This is a genomic window from Nocardia xishanensis NBRC 101358 (assembly GCF_001613365.1).
GTDB lineage: Bacteria > Actinomycetota > Actinomycetes > Mycobacteriales > Mycobacteriaceae > Nocardia > Nocardia xishanensis.
This window is the reverse complement of sequence record NZ_BDCF01000083.1, coordinates 1-19,651: the sequence shown is the minus strand read 5'-3', so window position 1 is coordinate 19,651 and position 19,651 is coordinate 1. Positions and strand designations below refer to the sequence as shown.

At 68.5% G+C, this 19,651-nt stretch carries 22 protein-coding genes and 3 tRNA genes; 10 read left to right on the top strand and 15 right to left on the bottom strand.

From position 1 onward, the window contains the following. Positions 1 to 16: 16 nt before the first annotated feature. A complete protein-coding gene (locus NX1_RS33770; RefSeq protein WP_157120356.1) occupies positions 17 to 460 on the bottom strand; it encodes a hypothetical protein in 444 nt (147 codons plus the stop codon). 108 nt (positions 461 to 568) lie between these two features. Between NX1_RS33770 and pknB the strand changes: the two genes are divergently transcribed. Together pknB and NX1_RS33760 are read left to right on the top strand one after the other, a co-directional pair. Continuing rightward, on the top strand, positions 569 to 2,476 hold the full coding sequence (gene pknB / locus NX1_RS33765) for a Stk1 family PASTA domain-containing Ser/Thr kinase (protein WP_068068867.1): 1,908 nt from the start codon (positions 569 to 571) through the stop codon (positions 2,474 to 2,476). Between the two features lie 143 nt (positions 2,477 to 2,619). Beyond that, the gene (locus NX1_RS33760) at positions 2,620 to 3,039 is read left to right on the top strand and encodes a CBS domain-containing protein (RefSeq protein ID WP_068068864.1); all 420 of its coding nucleotides are present in this window, start codon (positions 2,620 to 2,622) and stop codon (positions 3,037 to 3,039) included. A 129-nt stretch (positions 3,040 to 3,168) separates the two neighbouring features. Here NX1_RS33760 and NX1_RS33755 read toward each other — a convergent pair whose 3' ends face one another. The 3 genes from NX1_RS33755 to NX1_RS33745 are packed head-to-tail and all read right to left on the bottom strand — an operon-like array spanning position 3,169 to position 5,000. Further along, a complete protein-coding gene (locus NX1_RS33755; RefSeq protein ID WP_068068862.1) occupies positions 3,169 to 3,642 on the bottom strand; it encodes a deaminase in 474 nt (157 codons plus the stop codon). Positions 3,643 to 3,672: 30 nt separating this feature from the next. Next, a complete protein-coding gene (locus NX1_RS33750) occupies positions 3,673 to 4,359 on the bottom strand; it encodes a RibD family protein (protein ID WP_068068859.1) in 687 nt (228 codons plus the stop codon). Then, entirely contained in the window at positions 4,356 to 5,000 is a 645-nt protein-coding gene (locus NX1_RS33745) for an aminodeoxychorismate/anthranilate synthase component II (RefSeq protein WP_068068854.1), read from the bottom strand. Before NX1_RS33745 ends, NX1_RS33750 begins: the two co-directional genes overlap by 4 nt. A gap of 210 nt (positions 5,001 to 5,210) precedes the next feature. Between NX1_RS33745 and crgA the strand changes: the two genes are divergently transcribed. Continuing rightward, entirely contained in the window at positions 5,211 to 5,474 is a 264-nt protein-coding gene (gene crgA, locus NX1_RS33740) for a cell division protein CrgA (protein WP_068068850.1), read from the top strand. Between the two features lie 91 nt (positions 5,475 to 5,565). Continuing rightward, positions 5,566 to 6,024 (top strand): PH domain-containing protein, encoded by a 459-nt coding sequence (locus tag NX1_RS33735; protein ID WP_068068846.1) that lies wholly within the window; start codon positions 5,566 to 5,568, stop codon positions 6,022 to 6,024. Positions 6,025 to 6,078: 54 nt separating this feature from the next. Here NX1_RS33735 and NX1_RS33730 read toward each other — a convergent pair whose 3' ends face one another. Both NX1_RS33730 and NX1_RS33725 read right to left on the bottom strand, forming a co-directional pair. Continuing rightward, positions 6,079 to 6,948: a rhomboid family intramembrane serine protease gene (locus NX1_RS33730; RefSeq protein WP_068068843.1), complete on the bottom strand. Its 870-nt coding sequence runs from the start codon at positions 6,946 to 6,948 to the stop codon at positions 6,079 to 6,081. Between the two features lie 4 nt (positions 6,949 to 6,952). Continuing rightward, a complete protein-coding gene (locus NX1_RS33725) occupies positions 6,953 to 7,480 on the bottom strand; it encodes a peptidylprolyl isomerase (protein WP_068068876.1) in 528 nt (175 codons plus the stop codon). Between the two features lie 163 nt (positions 7,481 to 7,643). On the opposite strand from NX1_RS33725, the gene NX1_RS33720 reads away from it, so the two are divergent. Beyond that, the gene (locus NX1_RS33720; RefSeq protein WP_245668876.1) at positions 7,644 to 7,805 is read left to right on the top strand and encodes a hypothetical protein; all 162 of its coding nucleotides are present in this window, start codon (positions 7,644 to 7,646) and stop codon (positions 7,803 to 7,805) included. 12 nt (positions 7,806 to 7,817) lie between these two features. On the opposite strand, the gene NX1_RS33715 is transcribed toward NX1_RS33720, so the two are convergent. The 3 genes from NX1_RS33715 to NX1_RS33705 all read right to left on the bottom strand — a co-directional run bounded on the left by NX1_RS33715 (position 7,818) and on the right by NX1_RS33705 (position 11,478). Then, on the bottom strand, positions 7,818 to 8,636 hold the full coding sequence (locus NX1_RS33715; protein ID WP_068068873.1) for an ABC transporter permease: 819 nt from the start codon (positions 8,634 to 8,636) through the stop codon (positions 7,818 to 7,820). Positions 8,637 to 8,671: 35 nt separating this feature from the next. Beyond that, positions 8,672 to 9,724, bottom strand: coding sequence for an ATP-binding cassette domain-containing protein (locus NX1_RS33710; RefSeq protein WP_084501965.1), 1,053 nt, complete (start codon positions 9,722 to 9,724; stop codon positions 8,672 to 8,674). A gap of 827 nt (positions 9,725 to 10,551) precedes the next feature. Further along, complete coding sequence (locus tag NX1_RS33705) at positions 10,552 to 11,478, bottom strand: acyl-CoA dehydrogenase family protein (RefSeq protein ID WP_068068837.1); 927 nt, start codon at positions 11,476 to 11,478, stop codon at positions 10,552 to 10,554. A 157-nt stretch (positions 11,479 to 11,635) separates the two neighbouring features. Between NX1_RS33705 and NX1_RS33700 the strand changes: the two genes are divergently transcribed. After that, entirely contained in the window at positions 11,636 to 12,370 is a 735-nt protein-coding gene (locus tag NX1_RS33700; RefSeq protein ID WP_068068836.1) for a YoaK family protein, read from the top strand. A 37-nt stretch (positions 12,371 to 12,407) separates the two neighbouring features. Then, a complete protein-coding gene (locus tag NX1_RS33695; protein ID WP_068068834.1) occupies positions 12,408 to 13,760 on the top strand; it encodes a TIGR01777 family oxidoreductase in 1,353 nt (450 codons plus the stop codon). A gap of 31 nt (positions 13,761 to 13,791) precedes the next feature. Here NX1_RS33695 and NX1_RS33690 read toward each other — a convergent pair whose 3' ends face one another. Continuing rightward, positions 13,792 to 14,628: a MerR family transcriptional regulator gene (locus NX1_RS33690; protein WP_068068831.1), complete on the bottom strand. Its 837-nt coding sequence runs from the start codon at positions 14,626 to 14,628 to the stop codon at positions 13,792 to 13,794. Positions 14,629 to 14,867: 239 nt separating this feature from the next. On the opposite strand from NX1_RS33690, the gene NX1_RS33685 reads away from it, so the two are divergent. From NX1_RS33685 to NX1_RS33675, 3 genes are all read left to right on the top strand, one after another. Then, a complete protein-coding gene (locus tag NX1_RS33685) occupies positions 14,868 to 15,362 on the top strand; it encodes a lipocalin family protein (protein ID WP_245668875.1) in 495 nt (164 codons plus the stop codon). Positions 15,363 to 15,471: 109 nt separating this feature from the next. After that, a complete protein-coding gene (locus NX1_RS33680; protein WP_068068826.1) occupies positions 15,472 to 16,785 on the top strand; it encodes a cryptochrome/photolyase family protein in 1,314 nt (437 codons plus the stop codon). 56 nt (positions 16,786 to 16,841) lie between these two features. After that, positions 16,842 to 18,029: a DUF1444 domain-containing protein gene (locus NX1_RS33675; RefSeq protein ID WP_157120354.1), complete on the top strand. Its 1,188-nt coding sequence runs from the start codon at positions 16,842 to 16,844 to the stop codon at positions 18,027 to 18,029. A gap of 50 nt (positions 18,030 to 18,079) precedes the next feature. Here the strand turns inward: NX1_RS33675 and NX1_RS33670 are convergent. The 5 genes from NX1_RS33670 to NX1_RS33655 all read right to left on the bottom strand — a co-directional run. Further along, positions 18,080 to 18,152: transfer RNA gene (locus NX1_RS33670), tRNA-Ala, on the bottom strand. A gap of 46 nt (positions 18,153 to 18,198) precedes the next feature. Then, the gene (locus NX1_RS37555; protein ID WP_218024224.1) at positions 18,199 to 18,306 is read right to left on the bottom strand and encodes a DLW-39 family protein; all 108 of its coding nucleotides are present in this window, start codon (positions 18,304 to 18,306) and stop codon (positions 18,199 to 18,201) included. A 218-nt stretch (positions 18,307 to 18,524) separates the two neighbouring features. Then, positions 18,525 to 18,597, bottom strand: a tRNA-Ala gene (locus NX1_RS33665). Between the two features lie 55 nt (positions 18,598 to 18,652). Then, positions 18,653 to 18,726, bottom strand: a tRNA-Ile gene (locus NX1_RS33660). A gap of 300 nt (positions 18,727 to 19,026) precedes the next feature. After that, the coding region (locus tag NX1_RS33655; RefSeq protein ID WP_169812331.1) for a DUF3566 domain-containing protein at positions 19,027 to 19,651 on the bottom strand (625 nt) is incomplete at its 5' end.

Sequence of the window (19,651 nt, the reverse complement as noted above, 5' to 3'; positions counted from 1 at the left end):
ATGGCGCGACCGTGCGCTACAGCGCTCCCGCTGCCGCCGCCATCGCCGGGGCCGCGGCGGGCAGCGCGCCGGCGACCATGATGAACACGGGCGCGTCGAACGGCCGGCCGCCGGGCAAGACGCCATGGACCACCACGCAGAAGGCGCTCGCCGGTCTCGGCGTCGGCGCGGTGCTGCTGGGCGGCGCGGTGATCTGGTTGCTCTTCGGCGGCGACACCAACCCGGACCCGGTGCGCGATCCGGTCAGCTCGTCGGTGGCTCCGCCGCCGATCCCGACCACGACGACCGCGCCGCCGACCACCACCAGGTACGTGCCGCCACCGGTGACCACGACCGAGGAGCCGGCGCCGACCACCACCGAGCCGCCGACGACGACTCCGGAGCCGACCACTACGACGGCGCCGCCGAGCACGACCGCGCCGAGCACGACGAAGACGACCAAGACGACGAGTCCGAGCACGACCCGCACCTGGTTCCCGACTTTCGACTTACCATTTCCGGATAGTCCCGGTGCCCAGGGCCCCGGCCCCACTCGCAGCGCGCCCGCTACTCCTTCACAAGGACAACGATGACGACCCCGAAGAATCTCTCTTCCCGCTACGAGCTGGGCGAGATCATCGGCTTCGGCGGCATGTCCGAGGTGCACAAGGCGCGCGACCTGCGGTTGAGCCGGGATGTGGCGATCAAGGTGCTGCGCGCTGATCTGGCCCGCGACCCCACGTTCTACCTGCGCTTCAAGCGCGAGGCGCAGAACGCCGCGGCGCTGAACCACCCGGCCATCGTCGCGGTCTACGACACCGGAGAGGCCGAGGTCGACGGCGGTCCGCTGCCGTACATCGTGATGGAGTACGTCGACGGCGATACGTTGCGCGATATCGTGCGCGGCAAGGGTCCGCTGCCGCCTCGACGTGCCATGGAGATCGTCGCCGACGTCTGCGCCGCATTGGATTTCAGCCACAAGGCCGGGATCGTGCACCGCGACATGAAGCCGGCCAACATCATGATCAACCGCGCAGGCGCGGTGAAGGTGATGGACTTCGGCATCGCCCGCGCGCTGGCCGACAGCTCCAACCCGATGACCCAGACCGCGGCCGTCATCGGCACCGCGCAATACCTTTCGCCGGAGCAGGCGCGCGGCGAGACCGTCGACGCACGCTCGGACGTGTACTCGGTCGGCTGCGTGCTCTTCGAGATCCTCACCGGCGAGCCGCCTTTCACCGGCGACTCGCCGGTCGCGGTGGCCTATCAGCACGTGCGGGAGGACCCGCGACTGCCCTCGCACGTGTACTCGGGCGTGCCGCGCGAGCTGGATTCCGTGGTGCTCAAGGCGATGAGCAAGAACCCGGCCAACCGGTACCAGACCGCCGCCGAGATGCGCGCGGACCTGATCCGGGTGCTCGGCGGCCAGAAGCCGAGCGCGCCGATGGTGATGACCGACGAGGACCGCACCACCATCCTCGGCAACAACGAGCCGCCGCCGCGCAGCTTCCGCACCGTCGAACGTAACGACGACACCGCGGAGCAGGAGCCCGCCGAACCGGGCAGCCCGCGGCGCACCGCCTATATCGCGCTCGGCGCGGCCGCCGCGATCGCCGTGGTGTTCGCGCTATTCTGGGTGCTGATCGGTCCGGGAAGCAAGCCGGATCAGGTTGCCGTGCCCGACCTGTCGAACAAATCGCTGGCGCAGGCGCAGGACGCGTTGCAGAAACTCGGCTTCACGGTGGCCATCCAGCAGAAGCCGGACAGCAAGGTCGCCAACGGCAACGTCATCTCGACCCAGCCGCTCGGCGGTTCCCGCATCGACGAGGGCAGCACGGTGACCGTGCAGGTCTCCAGCGGACCCAAACAGGTGCAGGTGCCTCGGCTGGACGGGCTGACGGTGCAGCAGGCCGAGCAGGAGCTCAACTCCGTCGGCCTGCGCATGGACCCGAGCGTGGTGCGCAAGGAGTCGAGCGCACAGGACCTGGACAAGGTGATCGGCACCGAGCCCTCCGCGGGCGCACGGGTCGACGTCGACCAGGCGATCGTGGTCTGGCTCGGCAAGGGACCGGTGAAGGTCAGGGTGCCGAGCCTGGTCGGGCAGGACATCAGCGTCGCTCAGCCGAATCTGGTGGACAGCGCCGGTTTCAAGATCGTCATCGAAGAGGTGCAGTCCTCGAAGCCGAAGGGCGAGGTCATCGCGACCAGCCCGGCGGGCGGCACGAACGCCGACAAGGGTTCGACGGTGACCGTCCAGGTGTCCAGCGGCGATCAGATCGCCATGCCGTCACTGGTCGGTCTCACGCCGTCGCAGGCGGTGGAGAAGCTGCGCCAGAGCGGCTGGACCGGCAGCACTAGCCAGATCAGCCAGAACACCACCGGCACCTTCGACGCGGGCAGCGTCGGGCGGATCGTCAGCCAGCAGCCGTCGCCGGGTTCGTCGATCTCGAAGACCAGCACGATCACCATCACCACCGGGGTGCTGGGTCCGCCGTGATCCGGCTTCGCCGAGGGTCCGCCGTGATTCGGATTCTCCCGGCCTGATCGTTATCGGAAAGTCGCGACCGGTCGGTGTGATCGGCGCGAGAATGGGGCTGCTCCATCCGAACCAGCAATCAGCATGGAACAGGAGGCAGCCCCATGACCACTGCCAGGGACATCATGAAGCCCGGCGCTCAGTGGATATCCAGGGACGAGACGGTCGGCAAGGCGGCGCGCATCATGGCCGAGCTCGGCGTCGGATCCCTCGTCATCGCGGATGATAACGAGCGGATGTGCGGCATCATCACCGACCGCGACATCGTGGTGAAATGCGTGGCCCAGGGCCGCGCACCGACCAACACCCGCGCGGCCGAACTGTGTGAGGCCACCCCGCGCTGGGTCTCGGCGGACGCCGACGTCGAGGAAGTGCTCCAGGAGATGGAGAGCCATCGCATCAAGCGCATGCCGGTGATCGAGAACAAGCGGCTGGTCGGCATGATCAGCGAGGCCGATCTGGCGAGGCACCTCGACGACAACCAGCTCAGCGAGTTCGTGACCGCGGTCTACGGCAGGCCGTGATCGAGTAACGACCCGTCGTCCGGAGCCGCAGACTCCCGGGCGACGGGGCGGACCGGGAAAGGCCGGTCACCTTCATCCATCCAAGGCCGCCCCGCGGAATCGTTCCGCCGACGGCGCGGTGGCACGCTGCTACGACAGGTCCAGGTGCCGGTTCATCGACATGGCCTGGTCCGCGAGGTCGGACAGTTCGATCACCTCGACGCCGTGCTGCCGCAGTTTCTCCACACCCACGCAGTTCACCACGAAGGTCGTCGGCTCGCGCCAAGCGATCACCACGCGCGGGATCCGGGCCTGAAGAATGCGCTCGGTGCACGGCGGTCTGGTCGCCGTCGCGCGTTGGGAACAGGGTTCGAGGGTGCTGTAGATCGTCGCCCTCGCCAGTCGCGGATCGTCCGCGGGCAGTTTGTTCAGCGCGGATTCCTCGGCGTGCACCTTCTCATCGGTCTCGCGGGAGTATCCGGTGGCGATCTCGGCGCCGTCGGCCACGATGACCGCGCCGACCGAGAACGCGGTGTCGCTCGGTGGGCACTGCCGCGCGAGTTCGATGGCCCTGCGCATGAAATGCTCGTCGGCCGCTGCCTCGGCCAAATGTTCAGTGGGCATCACGCCTCCACCATCGCGTAGGGGTTCGGCTCACGAGTCCACGGCCTCGGGGCGGAGGAGATAGCGCAGCACGGCCATGTCGCCGACGCGCTCGACCTCGGCGAGCGTCCTGCGGCGGGCCGATCCGCCGGGGAATCGAGCGTCGGCGAGGAACCGCGGCGCGGCCGGATCGCCAACAACGATCGGCGCGACGGCCAAGTGCAGTTCATCTGCCAGATCGGCCGCCAGGAACGCCGTATGCATTCCGGTGCCGCCCTCGACCATCAAACGTCCGATGCCGCGACCGCCGAGATCGTCCAGCAGCGCACCGAAGTCGAGTTCCGGGCCGAGCCTAACCACCTCGGCGATGCCCGCGAGCCGGTCGGCCAGCCTGGCCGCGCCGTAATCGGTGGTGTAGACGAGCTTCGCCCCGCCGTGGTGCCAGAAGTTCAGCTCCCGGTCCAGATCGCCGCTCGCGGTGACGGTGACCTTGAGCGGGAACTCGGGTTTGCCCTGGGCCGTCCGCGCGGCGCGGCGCTCGGCGCTGTTCACCAGCAGCCGGGGATTGTCGCGGCGCAGAGTCTCGGCGCCGACCAGGATCGCGTCGGATTCGGCGCGCACGCGGTCGACCCGATCGAAATCCGCGGCGTCCGAGAGCAGCAGCCGATCGGGACCGGCGTCATCGATGTAGCCGTCCAGGCTGACTGCCACCGACAGCAGCACATACGGCCTGGTCACTGCAGCACCAGTGCCGCGACCTCCGCCTCGAGCAGCTCGACCAGACCCTCGGCGGGCCGCTCGCCGCAGACCTCGAGCCAGTTCGCCAGCATCCGATGGCCGCCCTGGGTGAGCACCGATTCGGGGTGGAACTGCACGCCGTGGATCGGCAGGGTGCGGTGCCGCATGGCCATCACGATCCCGGATTCGGTGCGCCCGAGCACCTCGATGTCCTCGGGCAGCGTGTCCTCGAGGACGGTGAGCGAGTGGTACCTGGTCGCGGTGAACGGATCGGGCAGTCCGGCGAGCACGCCTGCGCCGATGTGGAACACCGAACTGGTCTTGCCGTGCAGCAGTTCCGGCGCACGAGTCACGGTCGCGCCGAACGCCTCGCCGATCGCCTGATGGCCGAGGCAGACGCCGAGCAGCGGAGTGTTGCTGCGCGCGCAGGCGTGCACCAGATCGATGCTGGCGCCCGCCCGATCGGGGGTGCCTGGGCCGGGGCTGATGAGGATGCCGTCGTATCCGGCGATCGCGGCGTCCACATCGGACAGCTGCGGATCGTCGTTGCGCCACACGACCGCGTCGGCTCCCAGCTGGCCCAGGTACTGCACCAGGTTGAACACGAAGCTGTCGTAGTTGTCGACGACCAGAACACGCATGGTTCGAGATTACGTGGCGACACGGCAGGCCGTCGCATCCATTACCAGTTGGGATAGCCTAGGAGGAACACCGGAGGGCGCCCGAGCCTCGCCCGGGCCATCCGCGCTGCGCGGGACGGCGGCCGTGGCGACCGAGCTCGGTGCGGTCGACTGAACGCACAGAGAACTGAATCAGCCCCCGGTACCGACCACGCCGAATACGAGGACGTCATGCCCAAGTCGAAGGTCCGTAAGAAGACCGACTACACGATCAACCCCGCCAGCCGGATCCCGGTGAAGGTGAAGGCGGGGCCCTCGCCGGTCTGGTACGTCGCGATCATGCTCGGCTTCATGCTGGCCGGACTGGTCTGGCTGCTGGTCTACTACTTGGCCGCCGATCAGATCAGCTGGATGAACGACCTCAACGCCTGGAACTTCCTGATCGGCTTCGGGCTCATGGTCGTCGGCCTGATCATGACCATGCGGTGGCGCTGATCCGACTCCTTCGGGATTACAGACGTGTCATTCATGCACACCTGTGGATGACCCTGTGGACAACTCGAGGACCGATTGGGGAGAGTCCCGCGTGAACCCTGAATCCCCCTCCGTGGAGCCGCGTCTCGCCTGGACCACGCCGACCCCCGCGCTCGTCGCGGTCGCGGTCGGCGGCGTGATCATGGCCGGCGCGGCGATCGCCGCCACGGATGCCGCGAGCCGCCTGCTCATCGGCTTGGCCGCGGCGGGCCTGCTCGCCCTGGCCGGCCTGGGTTTCCGGCAGCGACCGCGGCTGTCGATCCGGACCGGCGACGAACCTCGCCTCGTGGTGCGCGGTCTGCTGGGCCCGGCCGAGTATCGCCCCGACCAGATCATCAAGGCGCGGGTGGTGAGCTACCGCCGCCTCGGCCGCAAGTCGCCGATGCTCGAGATCGACGTTCGGCACGAGGGCGAGGAGCGGCTGTTGATCTTCGGCCGCTGGGATCTCGGCACGTCACCGGAGAACGTCTTCGAAGCGCTCGTCGCCCACCGGATCGCGTACCTGCGCTAGCGGCGACCCCGTTGTGGGTCGGCATGTTTCACGTGAAGCGAACCGAAAAGCGGTTCAGGACAGCAGCGCCGCGCCGAGGCCGACGAGCCCGATAGAGACCGCGCCGACGCCCGCGATGGCGACCCAGCCGATGATGCGATCCGTCTCCGGCCTTTCCGCGTGCACCCACTCCGGCAGGAACAGCACCCCGATGGTCGCGATCGTGCCCGCGACGAGTCCACCCAGGTGTACCCATAGCGAGACCCCGCTCAGCGAGAGGCTGAGCAGCACGTTGATCGCGATGATCACCAGGATCTGCGTCGCGTTGATGCGCAGCCGGATGAGCAGCACCGCGATCGCACCGAACATGCCGTACACCGCGCCCGAGGCGCCCGCCCCGATGGTGTTCGCAGGCTCGAGCAGCATGGCGCCCGCCGAACCGCCGATCAGCGCGACCAGGTATATGGCGAGCATCTTGGTGCGCCCGAGGTACGGCTCCAGCTGAAATCCGACGAAATAGAGCGCGAACATATTGAGCGCCAGGTGCAACGGGCCCCAGTGCAGGAACCCGGAGCCGATCACCCGGAACCAGTCACCGTCGGCCACGAGCCGCGGGATCATCGCCCAGCGCAGGAACAGTTCGGACCGGAAGTTGTCGGCGAGGCTACCCGCCTGTGCCGCGGTGATTCCGTAGACCAGCACGTTCGACGCGATCAGCCCGTAGGTCACGATGGGAGTCGCCGAAGTGGCGGCCGGGGCTCCCGCCACGGTGCGGATCGGCCGCACCTGGCTGCGCGCCTCCCGGACACAATCGACGCAATGCTGTCCGACCGCGGCGGGCCGCAGGCACTCCGGGCAGGCAGGCCGCCCGCAGCGAGTGCACGCCAGGCCGGTCGGCCGGTTCGGATGACGGACGCACGTCGTCGCGGGTGGCTGGGCGTTCATCGGTTCAATCGATCGTGATCGCGGAGATGCGGATGGGATCTTTGGGGCGGTCGTTGCGGTCGGTCGGCGTCGCCGCGATGGCGTCGACGACCTTGCGCGAATCCGGGTCGACGACCTCGCCGAAGATCGTGTACTTGCGGTTCAGGTGCGGCTGCGGGCTCACCGTGATGAAGAACTGCGAGCCGCTGGTGCGCGCTCCGACGTTCGCCATGGCCAGCAGGTAGCCACGGTCGAAGCGCAGCTCGGGGTGGAATTCGGCGGAGATGTCGTAGCCGGGCCCGCCCCGTCCGGTGTCGCCGGGATCGCCGCCCTGGATCATGAAGCCGTCGATCACGCGGTGGAAGGCGGTGCCGTCGTAGAACGGGCCGGAAGTGCCCCCACTCGCGTTCTCGGTGGTGTACGCCGCCGAGCCGTCGATCAGCCCGAGGAAGTTCCGCACCGTCTTCGGCGCGTGATAGCCGAAGAGCGCGAGCTTGATATCGCCGTGGGTGGTGTAGAGCGTCACCCCGGCGGTCTGAATCGGAGAGGTCACGCCCGCCATGCTAGCGATCGCCCGGTCCCGATCCGGCGCACTGCCCGCCGGACCTGCGGCGCGTCGAGACCGGTCGGTAGTTACTGCACGGTTCACATAGCTGTGCCAGAGTGGTCGAATGAGCTTGGGGCGTTTGCATGTATCCGCACGTTCTCGTAACCGATTGATTGCCGGTGCCCTCGCCGCGCTGGCGGGCGGCGTGGCCTGGCTGGTGCGCAGCAAGCGACCGCTGCCGCCGGAGCCCGCGCCGGAGCCGCCGCGCATCGGCTACTCCAGGAACGGTTCCGCGCCGGCCCCCGTGGCGGGCGCGGAACTCGACCGCTGATCGGAGCTTCGATCAGCGGCTGACGGTGCGCTTGTACTGGCGCAGCGCCATCGGCACGAACACCAGCAGGATCACGACCACCCAGATCAGGGTGGTCACGATCGGGTGTTGCATCGACCAGGCGTCCGAGACCGGCACCATCGGGCTGGTGTTGCCGAACAATTCGCGGGTCGCCTGCGTCAGCGCGGAGACCGGGTTCCATTCGGCGAACATCCTCAGCACGGCCGGCAGGTTGTTCATCGGCACGAAAGTGTTGGCCAGGAAGGTCAACGGGAACATGACCATGAAGCTGGCGTTGTTGAACACCTCGGGCGCGCGGACCGCCAGACCGACGAAAGCCATGATCCAGGACACCGCGTAGGCGAACAGCAGCAACAGGACGTAGGCGAGCATCGCGTCGAGGAAGGAGCCGCGGATTCGCCAGCCGACGAGCAGACCGGTCAGCGACATCACCACCAGGCTGACCACGTTGATCATGACGTCGCTGACGGTCCGGCCGACCAGCACCGCCGAAGGCGCCATCGGCAGCGAGCGGAACCGGTCGATGATGCCCTTCTGCATGTCCTCGGCGAGCCCGGCGCCGGTGAACGAGGAGCCGAACACCACGGTCTGGGCGAAGATGCCCCCGATCAGGAACTCGCGGTAGCCGCCTTCCATGCCGGGCACCTGGATCGCGCTGCCGAAGACGTATGCGAAGAGCAGCACGAACATGATCGGCGACAGCGTCGAGAAGATGAGCACGTCGGGCACGCGCTTGATCTTGATGATGTTGCGCTTGGCGATCGTCACGCTGTCGCTGGCCACGATGGAGAGGCGTTCGCCGAGCCCCATACGCTGCGGGGCCACCAGTGTCGTCGTCGCCGCGGTCATCGGACCTTTCCTTCCGTCTTCTCCAGTCTTTCGGCGGCTTTCGCGCCGCCGGAGCCGTTCACCTCGGCGCTCCCTGCGCGCTTGTCCGGCGCATCGCCGCCGACACGCTCCTCGGCCTCGTGCCCGGTGAGTGTCAGGAACACATCGTCCATCGATGGCCTGCGCAGACCGACGTCGTGGACCTGCACATCGCTTGCGGAGAGCAGGCCGATCGCGTCGGCCAGCGCCTGTGAGCCGTTGCTGACCGGCACCGTGATCCTGCGCAGGCCGGGTTCGAGGTGGATCTCGCCGTCGGCGAGGCCCTGCAACGCCTGTCGCGCGACGGCGAGCTTGTCGACATGGTCGACGGTGAGCTCGATGCGATCGCCGCCGACCATGGTCTTCAGTTCGTCGGCGGTGCCGCGCGCGATGACCTTGCCGTGGTCGATCACCGCGATGGCGTCGGCGAGCCGGTCGGCCTCCTCCATGTACTGCGTGGTGAGCAGCAGCGTGGTGCCGCCCGCGACCAGCTCCTCGATGACGTCCCAGAGGTCGAGCCGCGCCCTCGGGTCGAGGCCGGTGGTCGGTTCGTCCAGGAACAGGACCGGCGGGTTGGCCACCAGCGCTCCGGCCAGGTCGAGCCTGCGGCGCATGCCGCCGGAGTAGCCGCGCACCGGCCGGTCCGCCGCGTCGCTGAGCCGGAAGCGTTCCAGCAGTTCGCGGGCGCGCTTCTTACTGCGCTGCACGCCCATGTGATAGAGCCTGCCGACCATTTCGAGGTTCTCGAAACCGGTGAGGTATTCGTCGACGGCGGCGTACTGGCCCGAAGCGCCGATCTTCGACCGCAGGAACTGCGGGTCACGCAGGACATCGATGCCCGCGACGGTGGCCCTTCCCTCGTCGGGGACCAGCAGGGTGGTGAACACCCGGACCGCGGTGGTCTTGCCTGCGCCGTTGGGGCCGAGCAGCGCTGTGACGGTGCCTTCGGGCACCGTCAGATCGAGTCCGTCGAGGGCGATCAGCCTGCCGTAGCGTTTGACCAGACCCTCGGCGACTATTGCGTCGGGCATGACTCTCCTGATTTTCGTGAATTCTCGATGTCGAATTGCCTCGGGCGCTCTCGTCTCGGTGCCGCGGCGTTCTCGCTGGGTCGGACGGGCGACCGATATGGGGGCCAGTATCGTCCCGACGTCCGTCGAGCGCACCCCGTTTGTCCCGAGATGGGCAGCAAAAGGTCGCATCCCGTTCCAGGCGGTGCTCGGGGGTACCGGAACGGAATGCGACCGGTTCGATGGTCCCGCGCAACTGCCACTCGGGTCGCGGGTAGCCGACTACCCGTTTCCGGCGCAGGCGGTACTCACGCAGGCCCGCGCGACGCGCGGTGCCGCTGTTCGAACCGGCCCCGGTGATCACCGGCACATACTCGCACCGGGGTCCGACACGTTCCGGGCGTCGCCCGACATGCCCAGACCACTGCGACACGCGACAAACCCGGCAGAATCAAGCCCGCTCGCGCCGTCAGGAAGGGATTCACGCCACATAGCGACCATGTGGAACGTTTCCGACCGGAATCGCTTTTCGGCTCACCGCGCTCGACGCCGATTGGAATGGGCTGCACCGCAACATCTTTGACAAACACCAGGTCATCGCCACGCCGCACGACCGCCGCGGCCTTCGGTCCGCCGCCGCGAACGAGCAACCACAGCGCGTGTCGCCGAACCGAAAATCTTGGAAAGTGGCCACCCCCATGCGCACACAATCACAAATCTTCGCGTAGGATCGTTCACGTCGGCCCCTCCCCCCCGGGCCGACCTTACGCGGGCCTCGGCTAACTCCCCCCCTTCGCCGAGGCCCGCTCCCTATTTCCGGACCTTTTTCGCGGGTCCGATCTTCTCCTTCAGACGGCGGTTTCCGTGTCGTAACCGACCGCACGCCAGGCGGTTGCCAGCCGCTGCGCCCGCACCCGTCCCGCGGTGCCGAGCAGCGGGCGATCGCGTTCCCAGCGTTCCCGGGCAACCGGATCGGCGGCTTCCCAGAGCGGCGCGAGTTCGTCCATCACTCGCCCGAATTCCGCGAAGACGCCGCCGAGCGCGATGTGCGCACCGGGCGACGCGGGCCGGTCGAGATCCAGTCCGCGCACCGCGGCCACCGACGCGAGCAGTCGCTCCAAGACCGAGCGCGGCCAGGACGACTCCCGCGCCACCCGCACCAGCCAGCCGAGCGCGGCGGCGAGCACGTGCACGTCCTCGATGGTGCGGAACGGCTTGAGGAAATCCGTGTATCCGTCACCGGGCAGCACGATCGCAGGAGCGTCGGTGAAGGTGACGGTCGCGTGCGGAATCTCCGGCGCGAACGGCGGGGCGGGCAGATCCGTCACCGTGACCCCGCGCGCCGAGGTCTCCACGAGCGCGGCCCGCAGCATGTTGCGTCCGTCTGCCGCGATGCCCCCGCTGGCGATGACCACGAGCGTGCGCGCCAGACTGCCCAGCGTGGTGAAGGTCTTGGTGCCGCTGACGGTCACCGCGCCGTCGCGCTCGGTCAGCCCGGTGCGGATGGACGCGGGGTGCGCGCCGCCCGCCTCGGTCGCCGAGACGGCGACGGCGTCCTCGGCGGGAAGCTCGGGCAGCAGCGCGCGCAGCGCCTCCTGATAGCCGGAGAGGAAAGCGAAGCCGAGCCGGTCGGCCGCGAAGCCACCCGCGACGGCGGCGTCGACGGACGCGGCGAAACGGGCCGCGACGGCGCGATGCCGAGCCCAGGCGGCCATCACGGAGTCGATCGGATCGCCTGGCGGTTCGGTCAGCAGATAGTCGAGCACAGAGTCCACTCCTGCACGCTAGCCCGCCTCCGCCTACGACTCGGCCGTCGTCGCAGCGGTGTGAGCTCGAGCAAACATTCGGACACACCCAGGATTCGGTCAGCGGATTCTCAGGGGGCGCGGGTATCACTGAGGGGTCTTATCCGCCTCGGGAGGTGTCTGACCTGTGAAACAGCCGGACGAGGACCGCAGAAGGGAACTCTTCGACGCCGAGGCGCGCATCTCCTGGGTGCTCGCGGGGCTGGCCGGTCTGATCGGCGCTGCGGCCTTCATGCACACCGCCGGTTACTTCGTCACGTTCATGACGGGCAATACCGAGCGCGCCGTTCTCGGCTACTTCCACGAGGAAGGCGACGTGGCTATCGCGGCCGCGCTGCTGCTCGGTTCGTTCCTATCGGGAGTGGTCGTCGCCTCGTGGTGCCGCAGGCGCTACTGGTCGGGTCATCCGCACGGGCCCACCCTGCTAACCACCGTGTGCCTGGCATTGGCCACCGCGATCGACCTGGTGCTCTACGCGGTGACGGATGCGACCAGGATCGACTTCGTCCCGATCCTGTTCGTCGCCTTCGGCGTCGGCGCGCTGAACACCTCGTTCGTCAAGGACGGCGAGGTCTCGGTGCCGCTCAGCTACGTCACCGGGACGCTGGTGAAAATGGGCCAGGGCATCGAACGCCACCTCAGCGGCGGCGATTACGCCGACTGGCTCGGCTACTTCCTGCTGTATCTGTCCTTCGGGTTCGGCGCCCTGCTCGGTGGTCTGCTGAGCCTGATGGTCGCGGGCTGGGCGATGCTGATCACCGCGACGGTGGTGTGCACCATAGTCACCGGCTACACCTACCTGCATCTGGACAAGCACGGCCCGCTGCCGATCGAGGACCGGCGCGAGTCGAACGACGCATAAACGTTTCATTCGGGTGCTTCGCGGCTACAGTCGAGACATGGCCATCGCCTGCTCGAGCGTTGTCGCCGCGCCCCGGTCCGAGGTCTTCGCCTGGTTCGCCCGCCCTGGCGCCTTCACCAGACTCGCGCCGCCGTGGCAGCCCGTCTCCCTGATCGCCGAGTCCGACTCCCTGGCCGACGGCCGCGCGGTGCTAGGCCTGCCCGGCGGGCTGCGGTGGGTGGCCAGGCACGACCCCGACGGTTACCGGCCGCCGTCGCGGTTCGTCGACGCCATCGCCGCGGACGGACTCGCTTCAGAGCCCGCGGCCCGGCTGTTGCGCTGGCGGCACGTGCACGAATTCGAGGAGGTCGACGCACGGCACACCCGCGTAATCGATCGGGTGGACACACCGATTCCCGAATTCGTCCTGCGGCCGCTTTTCGACTACCGCTACCGCCAGCTGGCCGACGACCTGCTCGCGCACCGCCGCGCCACCGAACACGGCTTCGGCCCGGCGACCATCGCGGTGACCGGCGCGTCCGGCCTGATCGGCAGCGCGCTGTGCGCCTTCCTCGGCACCGGCGGTCACCGCGTGCTGCGCTTGGTGCGTCATCCGGCGCGCACCCCGGACGAACGCCGATGGGACCCGGCCGATCCGGATCCCGCACTGTTCGACGGAGTGAACGCCGTGGTGCATCTGGCGGGCGCGTCGATCGCGGGACGATTCACCGACGACCACAAGCGGGCCATCCGCGAGAGCAGGATCGACCCGACACGCAAGCTCGCCGAACTCGTCGCGCGATCCACTGTTCCGACGTTCGTCAGCGCCTCCGCCATCGGCTTGTACGGCTACGACCGCGGCGACGAGACGCTCACCGAGGAGGCGGGACGCGGCGACGGTTTCCTCGCCGACGTCGTCGCGGACTGGGAGGCGGCCACCGGCCCCGCCGCGGACGCGGGCATCCGGACCGTCCTCGTCCGCACCGGCATCGTGCAATCTCCGCGCGGCGGCACTCTGCGACTGTTGCGTCCGTTGTTCAGCGCTGGCCTCGGCGGCCGGATCGGCGACGGCCGCCAATGGTTGTCCTGGATCGGGCTGGACGACCTGGTCGACGTCTACCACCGCGCACTCTGGGACGAATCCCTGGCGGGCGCGATCAATGCCGTTGCGCCGCAGCCGGTCCGCAACAGCGAATACACCGAGGTGCTGGCGCGCGTGTTGCACCGCCCCGCGCTACTGCCGGTGCCCGACTTCGGCCCGGCCCTGCTGCTCGGCCGACAGGGCGCGCGCGAACTCGCCGCCGCCAACCAGCGAGTGCTGCCTACCCGGCTGGTCGCCGCGGGCCACACGTTCCGGACGCCCGACCTCGATTCGACCCTGCGGCACCTGCTCGGCCGAACCACGCGGTGAATCCGCTGAGGCCGACTCGCCGCCGATCGCCTCAACGCAGCCGATCCACCGCCTCTTCCAAGCTTTCCACCCGCTCGGCACCATCCGGCAGTATCACGTCGTCCCAGCCGGGACCTCCCGCGAACACCTGAGCCCCCGCCGCGAGGCAAGCGCGCACCGCAGAGGTCAGCGCCGTCGACTCGCGCTGCGACCAGAGCAGCACCGCGGCCGGTTTCGCATGCCTGGCGAGGGCGTCGACCAGCGCCGCGGTCGGCACATCGGGGCCGAGCATCCGCGCGCCGACGCCACGTTCGGCCAGCGCGGCCCGCAGTACGTCGAGCGGCAACGCGTGCGTTTCGCCACTGGTACAGGCGAGTACGGCGCTCGCGGAACCGACCGGCGGATTCGTGCGCTGCATGGCGGCCGCGATGCACCAGGACAGAAGATGTTCGACATCCACGCAGCCCTCGCCGCCGCCCTGCCGCGTGACGATCTCGGCGAAAGCGGGACGGCACAACCGTTCCCAAGTATCGACGACGCCGTAAGCGCGAACGTGCGATTCCACCAGGGCGCTGACCGTACTCGTCTCCAAAGCGAATGCCGCGGCGAGCAACGCGTCTCGATCACCCAGCGCGAGCGCGGGCCCGCGCGCGGCAGCGGCGGCGCCGGCCGGGCTCGCGCCACCACGGATCAGCGTGAGCATGCGCTCCAGCACCGCGATGTCGGTCTCGGAGTAGAGACGGTGGCGGCCGGGCCGGTCCTGCGCGGGCCCGATCTCGTAGCGCCGGTTCCAGCTGCGCAGCGTCGCCGTCGGAACACCGAGACGCTCGGCCACCGCGCGCACCGTGTATCCGGCCGCGTCGGAGGTGGGAACGGAACCGGCGGGCATCGTTTCATTCTGCCCGGTCGGTGCCGTCTCGGTCGGCACGGAGGCCCGGATCCGCGCCCTTCTTGACAAACTTGTTGCATCATTTTTGCATCGTTACCTGATAGCATGGGCCATTATCGTCGACCCGAGGAGCTGCCATGGACTCTCGCCGTACAGCGCGGTGGTGTGTGCGTCTCGCTTGCGTCCTCATGGCGGCCGGAGCGGCCGTGGGGACGGCGGCGGCCGAATCGCCTGCCCCGGTGCCCAGTCTGGAAGTGGACCGCTATCTCGGACAGTGGCGTCAGCTCGCCGCGATCCCTCAGTACTTCAACCTGGTCTGCGCCCGCGACACCACGGCCGACTACTCGCTCGATCCGCGCGGTGATATCGCCGTGCACAATCGGTGCATCACGTGGACGGGTTCGGTCAACGAGATCTACGGCACCGCGACGATCAACGACCGGACCACGAACGCGCAGCTGCACGTGAGCTTCCCCGGCGTGCCGACCCAGGACCAGCCGAACGGGCCGACGAACTACATCGTCACCGCGCTCGGTCCCGAGTACTCGTGGGCCCTCGTCACCGACCCGAGCCGCACTTCGGGATTCGTGCTCGCCCGCGATCCCGCGCTCGACCCGCAGGGGTGGACGAACGTGCGCGGAGCTATCGTCGCGGCGGGTCAGGACCCGTGTACCTACCTCACCTCGCCCACCACCGGCGGGTTGTCCGCGATTCAACCACTGTGCGCGACATGAGGTTCGAGCCGGCGCGGGCCCCGCGAGGGACGCGTTCGAGCCGGTGTGGCAGAGCCGCCCGCCCCGGCACGGCGCGTCCCTCGTGGGGCCCGCCGTGCGGAGCCGACCGATGACCACCACGGTGGCGCTGTTCACCCGTGACCTCAGGGTGCACGACAATCCGGTGCTCGCCGCGGCGCACCGGGAGGGCGACGCGGTGGTTCCGCTGTTCGTCGTCGACCGCGATCTGGTGCCGGATCGCTGCCCGCCCAACCGCGCCCACTTCCTCGCCGCCGCCCTGGCCGAACTCGACGACGAACTCCGCGCCATCGGCGGACGGCTGGTGCTGCGCCGCGGCGACGTGGTGGACGAGGTCGATCGCCTGGTCGCCGAAACCGGCGCGGCGAGTGTGCATCTCGCCGAGGACGTGAGCCGGTACAGCCGAGCGCGCGAACGAGCGTTGCGAGAACGCCTGCGGCGCCGCGACTGTCGCGTCCACTCACACGCCGCCACGATCACCGCGGCCGACCCGGAATCGCTGACGCCATCGACCGGCCGAGATCACTTCGCGGTCTTCACCCCCTACTTCCGGCGCTGGATGGAAGCGCACCGACGCAAGCCGCTCGGGAAACCGCGCGACCTCACCCTGCCGCGCATATCCGGCGACGCCCTGCCCGGTTCCGGCGACCTCACCTCGGGCGAACCATCACCCCAACTGGCCGTTGGCGGCGAGACCACAGGCCGAAAGCTCCTCCGCGACTGGCTGTCCGGCCCGCTCGACGGGTACGCAAGCCACAGCGACGATCTGGCCGCCGATGCCACCTCCCGGCTCTCGCCCTACCTGCACTTCGGCTGCCTGTCCCCCACCGAAGTGGTGCACCGCGTCGACATGTCGGCCGAGGGCGGGCATGCCTTCGCGCGGCAACTGGCCTGGCGCGATTTTCACCACCAGCTTCTCACCGCCCGGCCCGACGCCGCCTGGCACGACTATCGCGCGCGGCCGATCCGCTGGCGCGACGATCCGCAGGCGGTGAACGCGTGGCGAGACGGACGCACCGGCTACCCGATCGTCGACGCCGGGATGCGCCAGCTGCGCGCCGAAGGCTGGATGCCGGGCCGCGCACGATTGATCACGGCCAGCTTCCTCACCAAATCCCTTCGGGTGCACTGGCGCATCGGCGCCGACCATTTTCTGCGCTGGCTCGTCGACGCCGACCTCGCCAACAACCAGCTGAACTGGCAGTGGGTGGCAGGCACCGGCACCGACACCAGGCCGAACCGAGTGCTCAACCCGCTGCGCCAAGCCAAACGCTTCGACCCCGAAGGCGATTACGTCCGGCGTTGGATCCCGGAACTCGCGCACCTCGATGGCCCGCTGATCCACACGCCGTGGCGCGCGGACACCGACTATCCCGCACCGATCATCGACTGCGTCGGCATGTGAGGTTCGGTGAGTACGCCGGTACCGCGGCTGTCGGTATCGGTGATTACGTTGGCCGAGTGGACAATTCACGACAGCTGACGCGGGGCGAGTTCGCCGCGCTCGTGCGCCGACACCTCGACGACCTCGGCATCGAAGGCGCGAAGTACCAACCCGGTGAGTTCTGCTTCGAACTGCCCGACGGCCTGGTCATCAATCTGCACAACATCTTTCGCGACACCGCCGAGGAGACGCCCGAGGGCCGGTCCGAGCGCATCACGCGATTCCTCACGGCGCTGAACGCCGACGACGACGTGCCCGCCGATTGGGAATCCGTGCGCTCCATGCTCTTTCCCGCGTTGCGCCCGTCCACCTACGGCGGGCTCGATTTCCGGCCGCTCTCGCGGCCCGCCTTTCCCTTCGTCGACGAACTGATCGTGATCGACCTGCCCGAGAGGCGCGTCTTCGTCACGAACGATCACCTGGCGGGCTGGGGCATCACCCCGTACGAGGTGTTCGACGTCGCGCGCGAAAACCTCGCGGAGAAAGCACCCGTCTTGGAACTGGAGGAGGGCGGCTACTCACGCATAGTCGACACCGGCGACCTCTATGCGACCTCCTGGTTGCTGCTTCCCGGCTGGCTGGCCTCGCTGAGCGCCGAGGGGCGCCGCGCCGTCGCCTTCGTCCCCGAGGACGAATGCCTCATCCTCGCGCTGGACGAACCCGACCTCCTCGGGCATCTCTTCGACGCCGCCGAGGAGCAGTACGTCGACGCGGTGCGACGCCTCTCACCCCAGGCGTACACCACCGTCGAGAGCGGCGCGGTCGTCCCGTTCGACCTGGCGGGTCCGCACCCGCAGCTGCCCGCCGCCCAACGGGCGCGCTGCGGCCTGGCCAGCACCGAGTACCACGCTCAGCAGGAAGAGCTCATCGAGGCGCTGGACAAGGAAGACGGCTTCGCGCCGTACGGCATCGACCCTGCCTACCCCTCGGGCGTCAACTTCTCGGCGGGCGACGACGGCTCCTACACCATCGCCCCGTGGGCGGCCGAGGTCGAGATGCTGCTCCCCGAAGCCGACTACATCGACCTCTGTCTGACCGACGAGAACGACGAGATCGTCGAAACCCTCGCCATCCCTTTCGCCACCCTCGCGTCCGTCACGCAACTCACCCGGGTGCCCACCTTCAACCCGCCCCGCTACCTGGCCAGAAACTGGCCCGACGCCCCCACCCTGGCGCGCCTGCGCGCCCTCGCGGTCGACCTCTAGCCGAAAACGGGAATCGGCGCGTGCTTACGAGGAGCGCGCGCCGATATACGTGGAGCCTAGGGGAATCGAACCCCTAACCCCTGCCTTGCAAAGGCAGTGCTCTGCCAATTGAGCTAAGGCCCCGCGCCACGGGGCTGGAATGGCTCGAGCCCCGGAGCTGGAATGGATTTCAGCGAGTGGTGACCTCGTGCCACAGGTCCGATTCGTCCCGCTTGCGCAGCTTGGTGATTCCGAAAAGAACCGCGACCACGACACCGACCGTGAGAAGAAGTTTCATGGTTCCCACCCTACTCGGCGCGCGGCCGGAACCGGATGCCGCGCGGGCGCGTCACGGACGACGCGGGAGCACCTGTGTGCACAGAAGTCTTCGCCGTCGAGCCATGGGACGCCCCGCCGAGGGATCGGCTGTTTTCGTTCGGCCGCAAGGAAGTTCGTGTGGGCAACGTCCAGCGAGGAAGCCGATCCGTGACAACGGCGGCCGAATGGAAAGTGTTGTGGAGCCTAGGGGAATCGAACCCCTAACCCCTGCCTTGCAAAGGCAGTGCTCTGCCAATTGAGCTAAGGCCCCTTGCCTACGGAACGGCGTCGGGCCGCCAGAATGGTCGTAGACCGCAAATCGGGAGTGGGCCTAGGAGGACTTGAACCTCCGACCTCTTCGTTATCAGCGAAGCGCTCTAACCGCCTGAGCTATAGGCCCGTGTGACATCGGTTCAGTGTCGTGTACTGGAACATACCGACCTGAACCCGCCGAGGAGAAAGGTTACCCGACGCTACCGGCTTCGACCAAAACGGCTGGTAGCGGGGCTGGAGCGGGCGATTTCCAGCCGTCTCCGGCAGCACCGCGGCCGACTCGTGCGACCGAATCCTCGCAAACGGCGACGGCCGGTATCCACCCCGAAGGGTCGATACCGGCCGTCGCCGAGAAAACCGCGTCCCGGGCGTGGTCCGCATTCGCTCCGCGCACGGAGCCGTCGACGGAACTCGCCCGGCTACCCGACTAGTCCGGGTCAGCCAGGGTGACCTGGATGCCGCCGACCAGATCGCAGCACTGGTTGTAGATGAACGTGCCGACCGTGCCGAGCGCCGTGAACAGCACCACGTTGATCAGCCCGATGACACCGGCGTAGCCGAACACCGTGCCCGCATCGATCAGGCCCACCGAACCGCTGTCCTGGGACACCATGTCGGTGAAGGTGTTGTTCAGCCGCTCCCACACGCCCATGCCCTCGAGCACGATGTAGAGCAGGCCGACGGCCAGCATCCACACGAAGAACAGCGCCACGCTGATCACCAGCGAGATCTTCAGCGTCGACCAGGGGTCGATGCGGCGGATCTGCACGGTGGCGCGCAGCGGCTCACCGGAGGCCGCCGCCGCGGCGACCGCGACCGGCGCCGCGGGCGACACATACCCCTGCTGGTGCCCGCCCGCCGGCTCCGGGTGCGGTAGTGGGTGCCGGATTTCGGACAGGTCGGGCATGTCCTTGATGAGTTCCGGCCGCGCGATGCTGCGGGTGGGTCCGTCGATGCCGACCGACTTCACCATCGCGGCTTCCTTGCGCGCCGCCTTGGCCGCGAGGTCGGCCGTGGTGCGGGCGTTGCCGGAGCCGCCGTTCAGGCCGACC